The sequence below is a fragment of the Xanthomonas sp. BRIP62409 genome (assembly GCF_003992965.1).
Lineage (GTDB): Bacteria > Pseudomonadota > Gammaproteobacteria > Xanthomonadales > Xanthomonadaceae > Xanthomonas > Xanthomonas euroxanthea.
Genome location: NZ_QEZJ01000035.1, coordinates 1 through 14,952 on the forward strand (window position 1 = coordinate 1; position 14,952 = coordinate 14,952).

Consider the following 14,952-nt stretch of genomic DNA (forward strand, 5'->3'; position numbering starts at 1 on the left):
ATCCCCAATCCCCAATCCCCAATCCCAGCCTCAAGCCGACTCACGCACCACCAGCTTCACCGGCATCTCCACCGACTCCACCGCTTCGCCGCCGATCAGCGCCAGCAGCCGGTCCACCAGCAGGCGCGCGGCCAGCCCCAGGTCCTGCCGCACCGTGGTCAACGGTGGCTGGCTGTAGGCGGCCAGCGGAATATCGTCGAAGCCCACCAGCGAGATGTCCTGCGGCACCCGGTGCCCGGCTTCGACCAGGGCGCGGATCGCACCGACCGCGATCACGTCGGAGGCGGCGAACAGGCCATCCGGCGGATCGGTCTTCTTGAGCATGGCGCGGGTGAGGCGGTAGGCGTCTTCGCTGAGGAAGTGGCTGCGCGCGTGCAGCCGCGTATCGAACTCCAGCCCATGCCGCTGCAGCGCATGGCGATAGCCGGCAAACCGCGGCGCAACCTCGGGCAGTTGGTCATCGCCCAGGAAGGCAATGCGGCGACGGCCGCTGGCGATCAGATGGTCGGTGGCCAGCGCGCCGCCCTGGAAATTGTCGCTGCCCACGCTGATGTACGACTGCCCATCGATGCGGCTGCCCCACACCGCCATCGGCAGGCCATCGCGTGCGGCTTCGTCCAGCGCGGCATGTTCGGAGCTTTGTCCCAGCACGATCACGCCATCGGAGCGGCTGCCGCGTGCGAGTTGTTCCACCCACCCGTCCTGATGCCGGTCCAGCTTGGACAGCAGCATGCTGTAGCCGCGCCCGGTCAGTTCCTCGGCCAGCAGTGCCAGCATCGTCATCATGAAGGGGTCCGACAGCGGCTGGTCCAGCGCATGCATCATCGGCACTGCCACGCTCACCGTGTTGGAGCGTTTGGCACGCAGGCTGCGCGCGATCGGATCGACCTGGTAGCCGGCATCTGCGGCAATCTGCTTGATGTAGGCACGCGTCCGCTCGGCCACCACCGGGCTGCCGGCCAGGGCGCGCGACACGGTGGATTCGGACACCCCCGCCATGCGGGCGATGTCGGCCATCTGCGGGCGGGGCCCCGGCGTGGCGCGTTCTGAAGGTTTGGCCATGTCAGCGCAGTGCGGAAAAACCCGAGTGTAATCAGTTCGCACTGGAGGCGGGTTGATCGACGCAGTGGCGGTCGCTTGCGCGTGCGGGTCAGGCGCCATCACGCACCTGCATGCAAGCGCAGGGCAGGCGCGGCGTGCATCACAGCGGCCACGACGAGCGTGAGGCTGCTGGGTGGTGAGGCTGCAGATCAGTGATGCTTGGAGCGGCGATGCTTGGAGCGGTGCAGCTTCAGCGCGCCCATGACAATGACGGTGCGCCCCGCCTGGCGGCGGTCGGTGTTCGGAACCGGCATGTACCACTCACCGGCCGGTGCGTGCGCGCTGTCAGCACGCACCTGAAGACCGCTTGCCGTCTTCGTGGCGTCTCTCAGCCCATGTACAGGCCACCGTTGACCGCGTAATCGGCGCCGGTCACGTAAGCGGCTTCATCGGAGGCGAGCCAGGCGCACAGCCCGGCGACTTCGGCCGGCTTGCCGAGCCGGCGGATCGGCACCGAGGTGGCCAGGCGGTCGAGCACGTCGGGCGGGAAACTGCTGATCGAGGCGCTGGCGATATAGCCCGGCGAGATGGTGTTGACGGTGACCCCGCGCGAGGCGACTTCCTGCGCCAGGGCGCGGCTGAAACCATGCATCGCCGCCTTGGCGGTGGCGAAATTGATCTGCCCGATCTGGCCCTTGTGCGCGCTGACCGAGCCGATGTTGACAATGCGCCCCCAACCGCGCGCGGTCATGCCGTCGACCACCTGCTTGGTGATGTTGAACAGCGAATGCAGGTTGCTGGCGATCACCACGTTCCAGTCGTCGCGGCTCATCTGCCGGAACAAGGTGTCGCGGCTACCGCCGGCGTTGTTGACCAGGACATCGATTTCGCCGACCTCGGCCTTGACCTTGGCGAAGGCGGCCACAGTGGAATCCCAATCGGCGGCATTGCCCTCGGAGGCGACGAACTCGAAGCCCTGCTCGCGTTGCTCCCGCAACCAGGAGGTCTTGCGCGGCGAATTGGGCCCGCAACCGGCGACCACGGTATGCCCGCTGCGCGCCAGCTTCTGGCAGATCGCGGTACCCACGCTGCCCATGCCGCTGGTGACGTATGCGATGCGAAGTGTCATTGCTTGAACTCCTTCGGAGTTGGGATTCGGGATTGGGGATGAGGGGATTCGCAACAGCGGTCATTGGCGTTCGCTTTTGCGAATCCCCAATCCCGAATGCCGAATCCCGGCGGGCGTCAGCGCGCCAACGGAAACAGGCCAAACACCAGCCCGCCCGCCAGCATCAGCAGGGAAATCAGCACTGCCCACTTCAGCGTGAAGCGCTGATGGTCGGCGAAGTCGACCTTGGCCAGGCCGACCAGCAGGTAGGTCGATGGCACCAGCGGGCTGAGCAGATGCACCGGTTGCCCGGCCAGCGAGGCGCGGGCCATTTCCACCGGGGTGATGCCGTAGTGGCCGGCGGCCTCGGACAGGATCGGCAGCACGCCGAAGTAGAACGCGTCGTTGGACATGAAGAACGTGAACGGCATGCTGACGATCGCGGTGATCACCGCCAGATACGGGCCACAGCTGTCCGGGATCACCGCCAGAAAGCTGCGCGACATCGCTTCGACCATGCCGGTGTTGGACAGGATGCCGGTGAAGATGCCGGCGGCGAAGATCAGCGACACCACCGACAGCACATTGCCGGCGTGATTGACCAGGCGGCGGCGCTGCTCAGCCAGGTTGGGGTAGTTGATCATCAGCGCCAGCGCAAAGCCGATCATGAACAGCACCGGCATCGGCAGCACGCCCACCACCAGCGCGGCCATCAGCGCCAGCGTCAGCAGCAGGTTCACCCACAGCAGCTTGGGCCGCTTCATGTCCTCGGTGTCTTCCACCCGCGGCAGCGCATCGCTTTCTTCCGGGATGCTGGTGTCCAGCCAGTTGCCGTCGGCCGGCAGGCGCACCACGCCCAGGCGGCGCCGTTCGCGCATGCCCAGATACCAGGCCAGCGTGAGGATGCCGGCGATCGCCATCGCCATCGCCGGCACCAGCGGCACGAACACGTCGGCCGGATCCACATGCAGGGCGGTGGCGGCGCGCGCGGTGGGGCCGCCCCACGGGGTCAGGTTCATCACGCCGCTGGCCAGGATGGTCACGCAGGTGAGGTTGAGCGCGTTCATGCCCAGGCGCTGGTACAGCGGCAGCATCGCCGACACGGTGATCATGTAGGTGGTGGAGCCATCGCCGTCGAGCGAGATCAGCATCGCCAGGATCGCCGTCCCCATCACGATCTTCAGCGGATCGCCCTTGACCAGGCGCAGGATGCGGCCGACCAGCGGATCGAACAGGCCGGCGTCGATCATCACCCCGAAGTAGAGGATGGCGAACATCAGCATCACGCCGGTGGGCGCGATCTTCTTGATGCCGTCGAGCATCATCTCGTTGATGCCGGTGCCGAAGCCGCCCAGCAGCGCGAACACGATCGGCACCGTGATCAGAGCCACCAGCGGCGACAGCCGCTTGCTCATGATCAGGTACATGAAGGTGATCACCATTCCGAAACCGAGCGCGGTCAGCATGCGGGCACATCCTTTGAGGCATACAACAGGGGGAGAGTGGAGCGCGCCGCTGCGCAGCGCATGCAGCGGCGATGCCGTGGATGCGGAGCATTAGCGGCGGCTGAGCGCATCGTCGAGTGTTGCACTCGCCACGGCTTTCGATGCGCCGGAGCAGCAGTGGCGGCAACGGCGCGCTTGTGCGGCGCAACGCGCCCGGTACTGCCAATCGCCGTGAATGCCGGTACGCGCATGCACGTCATCAGAAGTCGTACTGGAACCGGCCGGTCACCGCCAGCGTGTGATCGACCACCGCATCGACCCTGCGGTCGCGGTTGCGGCTGTCGATCACATTGAGCATCACGCGCAGGTTCGGCTTGAAGTACCAGTTGCCGCCCAGCGTCCACGACTGCGTGCTGGCGTTGATGAAATCGGGCTGGCCATCCAGGTGCTGGTCGCCGCGCATGTAGTCGTAACGCAGGGCCAGCTCGAACGCGCCGGAGGGGCGGTTGGGCGTGTTGATGCGGCTGAAACGGCCGGTCTTGCGGTCGTAGCCGCGCGACTCGCCGGTGACGAACCAGCTGACCAGGCCGTAGCTGGCCAACACCTTGGCATGCTGGGAGCCGTCGTCGAGCAGGCCACCGCTGAATTCGCTCTGCCACGACCATGGGCCCAGCACTTCGGCGTATTCCAGCGACCATTTGTCGAAATCGGTATCGCGGCCATCGGCAAAGCGCGCAAGGGTGATGCGGCTGTTGTTGGCCAGATCGTTTTCCGGGCGTGGGCGGATCAGCAGGGGCGCCGCACCGCCGCTGCCCGGATGCGAATAGCGCTCGTGCGCCAGCGACACGCCCAGGTGGCGCAGCCGCGCTTCGCCCATCTCCGGTGCGAAGGTCAGCCGGGTGCCGAGCGCGCCGCCCTTGGTGGAGGAGTTGTCGATGCTTTCCAGGCTGTAGGCCGCCGTGGACCAGGTTGCATCGGGACGATTGGCCTGCCAGGAGATCGCCTTGCGGTAGATCGGCGCCAGCGTGGTGGCCGCATATCCGCGTTCCAGGAACGGGCCGTAGTTGGAGCCGGTGCGGTCGTCCAGCGAGAAGTACTGCTTGAACTGGCCCACGGTCAGCGTACCGGCGGAAAATTTCTTGGCGACATACACATCGCGCGCCAGGATGCCGCGGCTGCCGGACTCGTATTGCAGGCCGGCAAATTCCGCTTCGGCCTTGTAGGTGAAGCCGTAGAACTTGCCCGCCACATCCAGCCACGCGCGGCGGAACTGGGTGTCGTTGCGCTCGGGGGTGCCGCGTTCGTCGTTGTCGAACATGGTGAAGTCCCAGTGCACGCGCCCACCCACCTCGGCGGTGACCGGACCGTCGCCCTCGGCCGCCTGCGCCGCCGGTGCCAGGCACAGCGCAGCACAGGCGGTGAAGACGCGCAGACGCAAGGTGTCGTTGCTCACAGACCCTCCCAGGTACATGTGTGAATCACGTTCAGCGATGCACCGCACAAGCACGCTGCGGCGCGTTGGCAGCAGCCTAGTCCGGCGAAGCTGTCATGGACCTGTCGTCGGGGGGCGGGGATTGGGGAGTCGGGATTGGGGATTGGCAGAAGCGAAAGAAGCTTTTGGTTGCGCGGCCTGTTACCTTCCGGCCGCGGCCAACCGCCGTTGCGACTCCCCAATCCCGACTCCCCAATCCCCGCCCAATGCGCCTGCTGCTAGTCGAAGACAACGCCGACCTCGCCGATGCCATCGTGCGGCGCATGCGCCGTAGCGGGCATGCGGTGGATTGGCAGTCCGATGGCCTGGCGGCGGCGAGCGTGCTGCGCTATCAGAGCTTCGATCTGGTGGTGCTGGATATCGGCCTGCCCAAGCTGGATGGCTTGCGTGTGCTGGCCGGGATGCGCGAGCGTGGCGATACCACGCCGGTGCTGATGCTGACCGCGCGCGACGGCATCGAGGACCGCGTGCAGGCGCTGGATGTCGGCGCCGACGACTACCTGGGCAAGCCGTTCGATTTCCGCGAGTTCGAGGCGCGTTGCCGGGTGCTGCTGCGGCGCAATCGCGGGCAGGCCAGCGAGGTGGTGCAGATCGGCGGGTTCGTGTTCGACAACGCTGCGCACACGCTAGTGCTGGACGGTGCGCCGATCGAGTTGCCCAACCGCGAGTACCGCCTGTTCGAGATCCTGATCGGACGCCTGGGCCAGGTGGTGGGCAAGGACGAGATCGGCAACGGCTTGTTCGGCTTCGACGACGATGCCGGGCCCAATGCGATCGAGCTGTATGTCGGCCGCCTGCGTCGCAAGCTGGCGGGCGCGCCGTTGCGCATCGTCACCGTGCGCGGGGCCGGCTACAAACTCGAGGAAGCCGATCCGCATGCGCCGGTGGAGCCCGGCCTCGATGGCTGAGCCGCGGATGGTGGCACCGTCGATCCGGCGCACCCTGCTGCTGTACCTGGGCAGCCTGTCGTTGCTGGGCGCGGTGGTGCTGTTCTTTGCCGCCCGCGATTACGGCGAGCGCGCCGCCAACCGCTCTTACGATCATCTGCTGGTGTCCTCGGCGCTGTCGATCATCGACAGCGTGGCGCTGGTCGGCGGCGACTGGCAGGTGGACCTGCCGTACGCCTCGCTGGACCTGCTCGGCATGGCACCGGAAGACCGCGTGTTCTACCGCGTGTTCGATGCGCAAGGCCGCACCATCACCGGCGAGGACAGGCTGCCGTTGCCGGCGCGCGCGCCCGGCGACGAGCGCCCGGTGCTGTTCGATGCCGACTACAGCGGCGAGCCGGTGCGTTTTGCGGTGGTGATGCATCGGGTGGCATCGGCGTCCGGGCAGGGCGAGGTGCGCGTGCAGGTCGGTCAGACCCGGCGCGCGCGCGATGCGGTGGCACGCGATGTGGTGCTCAATGCGCTGGTGGCGATCGGCGTGCTGTCGCTGCTGGCCCTGGGCCTGGTGTGGCTGGGCGTGTATCGCGCCCTGCGCCCGTTGCAGCGCATCGAGCGCGATCTGTTGCGGCGCGAGCCCTCCGACCTGAAGCCGCTGAGCGCGCCGGCACCGCAGGAAATGCAGTTGATGGTGACCGCGCTCAATCGCTTCATGGCGCGGCTGTCGTCCAGCAACGAAACCCTGCGCGCCTTCATGGCCGAAGCCGCGCACCAGATGCGCACGCCGCTGGCCGCCCTGCGTGCGCAGGCGCAACTGGCGATGGACGACGACGACCCGCGCGAGATGCAACGCAGCCTGGTGGCGATCGAGCGCAATGCCAGCCACATGAGCCGGCTGCTCAATCAATTGCTCAGCGACGCCAGCGTGATCCATCGCGCCAACCTGCAGCGCTTTGCCACCGTGGATCTGGCCGAGGTGCTGCATCAGGCCTTGCACGAGGCCCTGCCGCGTGGCGACGGCGCCCCGCGCGTGCACCTGGCGATCGACCCGCAGCCGGCGCTGCTGCGTGGCGATGCCTTGCTGCTGCGCGAGGCGCTGAAGAACCTGATCGACAACGCCTGCAAGTACGGCGCCGGGGCGCCATTGCAGGTGGCGCTCACCAGCGACGGCAGCCATCACGTGCTGACCATCGCCGATCACGGCCCCGGCATTCCCGCCGCCGAAGCCGAGCGCGTGTTCGAGCGTTTCGTCCGCGGGCCGGAGGCACCGGCCGGCGGCGCGGGGCTGGGGCTGGCCATCGTCAAGCGCGTGGTCGAAGCGCACGGCGGGCGCATCGATCTGAGCAACCGCGTCGGCGGCGGGCTGATCGCCTCGTTGCATTTTCCTGGAGGGACGCGGTGATGCGCGTGCTGTTGCTGATGGTGGCGTTGCTGGTGCCGGTTATGGCGCGCGCCGCGCCCGGCGATGTACGGGTGTTTCCCGCGCATGGCCCGGTGCAGGCGCAATTGCGCGTGCAGGGTTCCACCGATCTGGAAGTGTTCGGCGCGGTCATCCAGGACTACCAGCGCCTGCATCCGGGCACCCAGGTGATCTACGAAGATGTGATCGCCTGGGACATCTATGACCGCTATCTGCATCCCGGCAAGGCCACGGCGGCCGCCGACATGCTGATCAGCGCCAGCATGGATCTGCAGACCAAGCTGGTCAACGATGGGCATGCATTGGCGCATCGCTCCGCGCAGACCGAGGCGTTGCCGGCGTGGGCGCAGTGGCGGCACGAGGTATTCGGCATCAGCTACGAGCCGGTGGCGATCGTCTACAACACGCGCAAGCTGGCGGCCTCACGCGTGCCGCGCACACGCCGGCAGCTGCTGGCCCTGTTGCGCGCACCCGACGCGCCGCTGCGCGGCCGGGTCGGCACCTATGATGTGGAGCGCAGCGGGGTGGGTTATCTGTTCGCCACCCAGGACGGGCAGGTTGGCAGCATCGCCGGTGCGCTGCTGGCCGCGTTGGGGGCCAACCAGGTCAGGCTGGAAGAACGCACCGGCACCTTGCTCGACCGCGTCAGCCGGGGCGAGCTGCTGCTGGCCTACAACGTGCTGGGCTCCTATGCGCAGACGCGAATCGACGCCGGCGCGCCGCTGGGCATCGTGCAGCCGCAGGACTACACGCTGGTGGCCTTGCGTACGGCGGTGATCCCCAGGACCGCGCCGCATGCGCCGGAGGCGCGCCGGTTCCTGGACTACCTGCTGTCGCCGCGCGGCCAGCAGGTGCTCTCGCGCGAGGCGCGGCTGATGCCGATCCTGCCGGCCGCCGGCGGGCGTGGCGGCTCGGCGCAGCCGCCGTTCCGCCCGATCCCGCTGGGCCCGGGCCTGCTGGTGTATCTGGACAAGCTCAAGCGCCGGCAGTTTCTGGACGCCTGGCGCGCCAGCACGCAGCCGCCGCGCCAGGGCGGGCGCTGACGACCCGCGAGCACGGCTGCGCGCCAGCGCGGCGCGCGCTACGTGCCTTGCGTGTGCGGGACGCGGCAGCGGCGCTCACAACGCACACGCTGGCTGCCAGACAGGCCTGACGCCTGCGCAACGGGGTGGCGGTGGACGCCCGGGCGCGGGAAACCGACACGGCCATGTGCCAGACTTGGCGGATGGCCGATCTCACCATTCTCGTCGCCGACGACCACCCGCTGTTCCGTGCCGCCGTGATCCATGTGCTGCAGCAGACCCTGCCGCAGGCCGATGTGGTGGAAGCTTCCAGCGCCGCCACGCTGAGCGCGATGCTGCGCTCGCACCCACAGGCCGAGCTGGTGCTGCTGGACCTGGCGATGCCGGGCGCACGCGGCTTCTCGGCGCTGTTGCATGTGCGGGGCGAGCATCCGGATATCCCGGTGGTGGTGATCTCCTCCAACGATCACCCACGCGTGATCCGGCGCGCGCAGCAGTTCGGCGCGGCCGGCTTCATTCCCAAATCCACTCCGGCCGAATCGATCGGCACCGCAGTGGCCAGCGTGCTGGAGGGCGGCACCTGGTTCCCGCCGATGACCGCCGAGCGCTCGGAGGCCGATGCACAGCTGGCCTCCAAGCTGGCCCAGCTCACCCCGCAACAATTCCGCGTGCTGCTGAGCCTGGCCGACGGCCTGCTCAACAAGCAGATCGCGCACGAACTAGGGCTGGCCGAGAACACCGTCAAGGTGCACGTCACCGCGATCCTGAAGAAGCTGGACTGCTACAGCCGCACGCAGGCGGCGGTGCTGGTCAAGGCGCTGGAGCCGGAAGGCGAGGGCTGATCGTTGCCGGCCAGCGGCGCTGCGGATCGCGGTCGACGCGGGTTTGCAGCGACCAGGCGCATTGCAGCGACAACGGTGGTGATTGTGCGCCTGCGCCTGCCGTTTGCTCAGTTGCGCAGCTGTAGCGTGTGCCTGCCGTAGATGAGCTGCTGCGCCATCGGCCGGCCGATGAAGCGCTCCGGGAAGATCGGCGACAGGCCGCTGACCTGATCCAGCCGTGCCAGCTGGTCGTCGCTGAACACGATCTCCAGCGCGCCGAAGTTGTCCTCGGCCTGCTGCAGCGTGCGTGCGCCCATCACCGGCGAGACCACCGCCGGGTTGCGCAAGGTCCAGGCCAGCGCAACTTGCGCGCGCGAGGCGCCCAGTTCCTCGGCGACGGCACCGACCACATCGGCGATCTCCAGCGAGCGTGCGTTGAGATGCCCGGTCGAGGCGATCACGCCCTTGCGGCTGTTCGAGACTTCTGCCGCGTTGTCGTCGGAAAGATCGGCGCGGCTGTATTTGCCGGTCAGGATGCCGCCGCCCAGCGGCGACCAGGGCAATACCCCCAGGCCCAGTTCGCGCGCCATCGGCAGCAATTCGTGTTCGACGCTGCGTTCGACCAGGCTGTATTCGATCTGCAGCGCCACCAGCGGCGACCAGTCACGCAGATCGGCCAATGTCTGCAACTGCGCCACGCGCCAGGCCGGGGTGTTGCAGATGCCGAGGTAGAGCACCTTGCCCGACTGCACGAGATGCTCCAGCCCGCGCATCACTTCCTCCGGCGAGGTGGTGAAGTCCCAGGCGTGCAGATACAGCAGGTCGATGCGGTCGGTGTCGAGCTGGCGCAGGCTGGTCTCGACCGAGCGGATCAGGTTGAGGCGATGATTGCCGCCGGAATTGATGTTGTCCGCATCGCGCGCCATGGTGAACTTGGTCGCCAGCACGAAGCGCTCGCGGCGGTCCTTGATCAGCGTGCCGAGGATGCGCTCGGCGCCGCCGTTGGTGTAGTTGACCGCGGTGTCGATGAAATTGCCGCCGCGGTCTGCATAGGCATCGAAGATGCGCCTGGCTTCGCCCGCATCCGCGCCCCAGCCCCAGGCTTCGCCGAAGGTCATGGTGCCCAGCGACAGCGGCGAGACGCGCAGCCCGGAGCGGCCAAGCAGGCGATAGTGGTCCAGCGACAGTGTCTGACTCATGCGGTGTGTCTCCCGATAGTGGCGTTGTGCGTCGTGCGATGCACTGTGCCGCGGGCCGCCGGGTCGGCGTGAGCCCGGTGATCCGGCATCCTTGCCCGATCCTCCGGATCGTCAACGCAGCATCGTCACGCAGCCGCAGCCGCAGCCGCAGCCGCAGCCGCATGCATGCATCGCAGCGTTCGATGCGATGTGCGTGGGGCGCTGCCGCGTCGATTGCAGGGCGCCAACGAACACGCGCGTAGCGGGCGCAGATGCGCCTTTCCGGGGGGCGATTGAGCGACCAAGATGCTGATATCCGCGACTGCGCTGCAGGGTCCTTGCCCGCCCACCCTCGCGGGACACGCCGCAAGTACGTCCGTGTAGGCTCTGGCGCGGCATCCATGCCGCTCAAGGTCCCGCGACGGTGAGCGGGCAAGGACCAGTCGAGATGGTCGGTGTGCATGGTTTTTTAAGCAAAGCAACCGACTAACTTTCTGTCGCGATGTCCTCGCCGATTGCGGGACCGTGTGGCGGCATGGATGACGCCACCGAGCCCCAGGGACGGGTTCACGGCGTGTCCCGCAAGCGGTGAGGGCACCGCGCCCTCGACGCTGCGAGTTTGCTGCAGGGCCCTTGCCCGCCCACCATCGCAGGACACGCCGCAAGTACGTCCGTGTAGGCTCTGGCGCGGCATCCATGCCGCTCAAGGTCCCGTGACGGTGGGCGGGCAAGGACCAGTCGAGATGGTCGGTGTGCATTTTTTTTAAGCAAAGCAACCGACTAACTTTCTGTTGCGATGTCCTTGCCGGTTGCGGGACCGTGTGGCGGCATGGATGACGCCACCGAGCCCCCAGGGACGGGTTCACGGCGTGTCCCGCAAGCGGTGAGGGCACCGCGCCCTCGACGCTGCGAGTTTACTGCAGGGCCCTTGCCCGCCCACCATCGCAGGACACGCCGCAAGTACGTCCGTGTAGGCTCTGGCGCGGCATCCATGCCGCTCAAGGTCCCGCGACGATGGGCGGGCAAGGACCAGTCGAGATGGTCGGTGTGCATGGTTTCAGTAAAGCAGCCGACCAACTGTCTAGGGCGGCGAGGGCAGTGGCTGCTGACTGTATCTAAACGGCGCTACGGCTCGACATCCAGGCGCAGCAGCACGCTTGCGCGGGCGTATCGGTCGCGCGCTGCCGGCAATCACGCCACGCCATCAGAAATCCAGTGAATACCCCAGCGTGATGGTGCGGCCACGCCCGGCGAAGTAGCGCAGCGGTTCGACCAGGGCCGATTGCGAGTAGTAGGTGATGTACTGCTTGTCGAACAGGTTGGACACGCCCATGCGCACTGCGCCACGCGGCAACGCGTAATTGAACGTCGCATCCACCAGCGTGTAGCCGCTGAAGCGCTTGTCGGCCTCGTCGAAGGACTGGCTGAAGGCATGCTGGGCCTGCACGAACGAGGAGAGCCTCGGCGTCCACTGCGCCGACCATGAGGCAATCACGCGGTTGGGCGCCACGTTGAGCCCGTCCAGGCGTGCGTCCAGCTGCCCGTCGTTGTCGCTGTCGTAGCGGCCACGGGTGTAGGCGTAGGACAGGCGCAGCCGATGCGCCGCATCCAGGCGATAGCCCAGGCTGGCGTCCACGCCCTGCACGCGGGTCTTTTCGCGGCTCATCATGAAGGCGCCGTTGATCGGCACCACGCGCGTGCCCAGGTCCGAGTTGGACTGGAAGTAGCTCAGGTCCGCATCGAAGGCGCCGCGCGTGAGGCGGGTGCCCGCTTCCACGCTCTTGGTCAGGATCGGCTCCAGCGTGCTCAGGCTGGCCACGCGTGTGCCCGGCGTGTTGATCGCGCGCAGCACGCGGCCCACGTCCGGCATGCCGAAGCCTTCGGAATAGCTGGTGAAAAAGCTCACATCCTCGACCGGCGTGTAGACCAGGCCGGCGTTGTAGAGGGTCTGGTTGAAGTCGAGCGTGCCGCCTTCGACAGCGACGCGGTTGTAGCGCCACAGCGTCTGGTAGCTGTCGATCTTCAACTCGGCTTCTTCGCGGCGCACGCCGGCATGCAGGGTCAGCTCGGGCAGCAGCTTGTATTCGCCCTGCACGAACAGCGACAGGTTGCGGTAGTCCGACTCGGGCACATAGGTACGCCCGGTGCCGTAGAGATCCTGCTTGCCGGTGTCGGCCAGCAGGTCGACGCCGCCGGTGAGCTTGAGCCGGTTGTCGAGCAGGTCGTCCCTGGTCAGGCTGATCTTGCTGCCCCACTTGGAAGCGACCGAACGCGATTGGTCGTACAGCGTGCCGACCGGTGCGATGCGCGGATCCTGGAACGTGGACGAGTTGTCGGCGCCGAACAGCCCTTCGAACTCCTGGTTGAACACCATCGCGCTCAGCTGCATGCCGGCAAGGTCGTCATGGGTGTACGACAGGCTGGAGGTCAGCACATCGTTCCAGGGCGCGGTGCCTTGCGGGGTGCCGCGCACCGAGGTGGTGGGCAGGGCCTGCGCACGGTTGCCGGCGATGCCGATGTAGTCGTTGTCGTTCTTGATGCGGTAGCGGTTGACGCTGACGCTCAGGCGCTGCGCATCGGTGAGCGCGTAGCCGAGCTTGGCCAGCACGTCGTAGCTCTTGGACGTCATCAGGTCGCCCTGGGTGTTGTCGGCGCCGATTGGCCGGCCCTGTCCGTCCACATACAGGCCCTGGTCGCTGTAGCTGGCCGAGAACAGGTAATCGAGCTTGTCCGAGCGACCATCCACACGGTAACGCGTCTCGCCGCTGGTGGTTTCCGCACGCGTCTCGGACGTGGGCGCGGTCGCCTGCACGTCGATGTGCTGGTTCAGCGAGCCGTCCTGCGGGCGCCGGGTGATGATGTTGATGGTGCCGCCAGTGGCACCCAGCCCGTTGATGGCATTGGCGCCCTGGATGACTTCGATGCGCTCGACCATTGCATAGTCGATGGTGTGCGCTTCGCGCCCGGTGGGGCGGATCGGGTTGGACTGCGGCACGCCGTCGATCAGGATCAACGGCGTGCGCCCGCGCAGGGTTTCGCCGCTGCCGTTCATCTTGCCGCGGCTGGGCGTGTACGAGGGAATCAGGTTGGCGAGCACGTCGGACGAATTGCTGGAGATCGTCAACTGCTGCTGGATCTGCGCCTTGTCGATGATCAGCACCGTCTGCGGCGACTCGGCCACGGTCATGTTGGAGCGCGAGGCGGCCACCACCACGGTGTCCAGCGTGTCGGTGACGTCCGATTGGGCCGAAGCGGTGGCGGAGGCGAACAGGCAGAGGGTGGCAACGAACGGCATGCCGGCCGATCCATGGGCGGAAAGCTTCATCGAGTAGAACTCCAGGCGCTGACGGAGCACGCGACATGCTCCGCTAGGCAAAGTCAAATGGGAATCGTTCTCGATAGTGTAGCAGGTGCAGTGGCCCGGGTGCCGGGCACGCTGCCGGCTGGCGCGCGAGTGCCGCGTGGCGCCGACCTCCACGCGATCGCTCAGCGGCGATCGTGCAGATCCGCACGCTGCGTTGGCATCGCACGTTCACCCAGTGCGCGCTGCAGCGGGAGATGGGCGCCCACGCCCACCGACACGGTGTGGCTCCGGCAATGCACCGGCGGAGCGGATCGAGACGATGCCTGCCGCCGGACTGGCGGTTGCCCGCATCGCGACCGGGATCAGGGCCTGGCCCTGTAGACGACGATGCCCTGCGTGCGGGCGACGTACTCCATGAACGGCGAGTCCACGACCTTTCCGTTTTCCGGGCGCGATGAGGCATTGCGCAACACCGGGCCCCGGTCGGTCATGACGAAGATGCCGACATGGCTGACATCCAGCCCGGGCGCCGGTGAGTACCTGCCCACATAGTCGCCGGTGCGCAGCTGCCGGACCACCGTGCTGTCCACATCGGCGGCGGGGATGTAGGTGATGGACCGCTGCACCAGCGGCAATCCGGGCAGATAGTTGCTGCCGTCGGCTTTGAGGTTGAGTGTCTTGTCCACACTCACGGCCCTGGGGCTGAGCGTTGCGGTGATGTCGTCGGCAAGCGGGTAGGAACGTGCGACCCAGTCCGAAAAGAAGTGCTTGCGCGAGGTGAAGCCGATGACGCCATCGACGTAGCGGGTGAGGACCACGCGATCGACGAAATCCTGCTGCGAATGGGCGTGGCGCGCCGCTTCGACATAGTCCAGATAGGTGAAGCAATCCAGGCCCCTGAAGTCGATGATCAGCCGCTCCGGCACGGTGGCCGAGCCCTGCAGCATGTTGGCCTGATACGGCGTGCCGAGAAATTCCGCCGAGAGCAGCTTGATCAGATGCCCCGGACTCACGCCGCGATGCGTGGATGCCTGGTGCAGCACGCGGTCCAGGGTCTGCAAGGTGTACGGGTCCATGTCAGCGCGCACCGGGCCGGAGGGCGGCACGGTCGCCGATGGCGTGGACGCCTGCACGGGCATATCCGCCGCGCAACCTGCGGCGAGCAACGCGGTCAACATCACGGAGGCAGGCCTGAACATGAGGACTCCACAAGTTTCCGGGGGAGAAACATCGGCAG

11 protein-coding genes are annotated in these 14,952 nt (G+C 67.1%); 4 read left to right on the plus strand and 7 right to left on the minus strand.

Annotated features, from left to right (window positions below):
* Positions 1-30: 30 nt before the first annotated feature.
* The 4 genes from EO170_RS20290 to EO170_RS20305 all read right to left on the minus strand — a co-directional run bounded on the left by EO170_RS20290 (position 31) and on the right by EO170_RS20305 (position 5,047).
* On the minus strand, positions 31-1,062 hold the full coding sequence (locus tag EO170_RS20290; RefSeq protein WP_104648800.1) for a LacI family DNA-binding transcriptional regulator: 1,032 nt from the start codon (positions 1,060-1,062) through the stop codon (positions 31-33).
* 367 nt (positions 1,063-1,429) lie between these two features.
* Positions 1,430-2,170, minus strand: coding sequence for an acetoacetyl-CoA reductase (gene phbB / locus EO170_RS20295; RefSeq protein WP_016904744.1), 741 nt, complete (start codon positions 2,168-2,170; stop codon positions 1,430-1,432).
* A 116-nt stretch (positions 2,171-2,286) separates the two neighbouring features.
* On the minus strand, positions 2,287-3,615 hold the full coding sequence (locus EO170_RS20300; protein WP_126947746.1) for a CitMHS family transporter: 1,329 nt from the start codon (positions 3,613-3,615) through the stop codon (positions 2,287-2,289).
* A 238-nt stretch (positions 3,616-3,853) separates the two neighbouring features.
* Positions 3,854-5,047 (minus strand): OprO/OprP family phosphate-selective porin, encoded by a 1,194-nt coding sequence (locus EO170_RS20305; protein ID WP_104584006.1) that lies wholly within the window; start codon positions 5,045-5,047, stop codon positions 3,854-3,856.
* 245 nt (positions 5,048-5,292) lie between these two features.
* On the opposite strand from EO170_RS20305, the gene EO170_RS20310 reads away from it, so the two are divergent.
* The 4 genes from EO170_RS20310 to EO170_RS20325 all read left to right on the plus strand — a co-directional run bounded on the left by EO170_RS20310 (position 5,293) and on the right by EO170_RS20325 (position 9,254).
* Positions 5,293-5,994: a response regulator gene (locus EO170_RS20310; RefSeq protein ID WP_104584007.1), complete on the plus strand. Its 702-nt coding sequence runs from the start codon at positions 5,293-5,295 to the stop codon at positions 5,992-5,994.
* The gene (locus tag EO170_RS20315) at positions 5,987-7,372 is read left to right on the plus strand and encodes a sensor histidine kinase (protein ID WP_126947748.1); all 1,386 of its coding nucleotides are present in this window, start codon (positions 5,987-5,989) and stop codon (positions 7,370-7,372) included. Before EO170_RS20310 ends, EO170_RS20315 begins: the two co-directional genes overlap by 8 nt.
* On the plus strand, positions 7,372-8,433 hold the full coding sequence (locus EO170_RS20320; RefSeq protein WP_126947750.1) for an ABC transporter substrate-binding protein: 1,062 nt from the start codon (positions 7,372-7,374) through the stop codon (positions 8,431-8,433). Before EO170_RS20315 ends, EO170_RS20320 begins: the two co-directional genes overlap by 1 nt.
* A 182-nt stretch (positions 8,434-8,615) precedes the next feature.
* Positions 8,616-9,254 (plus strand): response regulator transcription factor, encoded by a 639-nt coding sequence (locus EO170_RS20325; protein WP_024938967.1) that lies wholly within the window; start codon positions 8,616-8,618, stop codon positions 9,252-9,254.
* Between the two features lie 107 nt (positions 9,255-9,361).
* Here EO170_RS20325 and EO170_RS20330 read toward each other — a convergent pair whose 3' ends face one another.
* The 3 genes from EO170_RS20330 to EO170_RS20340 form a co-directional block, all read right to left on the minus strand.
* The gene (locus EO170_RS20330) at positions 9,362-10,432 is read right to left on the minus strand and encodes an aldo/keto reductase (protein ID WP_126947752.1); all 1,071 of its coding nucleotides are present in this window, start codon (positions 10,430-10,432) and stop codon (positions 9,362-9,364) included.
* 1,183 nt (positions 10,433-11,615) lie between these two features.
* Positions 11,616-13,736: a TonB-dependent receptor gene (locus EO170_RS20335; protein WP_241239478.1), complete on the minus strand. Its 2,121-nt coding sequence runs from the start codon at positions 13,734-13,736 to the stop codon at positions 11,616-11,618.
* Between the two features lie 341 nt (positions 13,737-14,077).
* The gene (locus EO170_RS20340) at positions 14,078-14,854 is read right to left on the minus strand and encodes a DUF1460 domain-containing protein (protein WP_235858462.1); all 777 of its coding nucleotides are present in this window, start codon (positions 14,852-14,854) and stop codon (positions 14,078-14,080) included.
* Positions 14,855-14,952 lie beyond the last annotated feature (98 nt).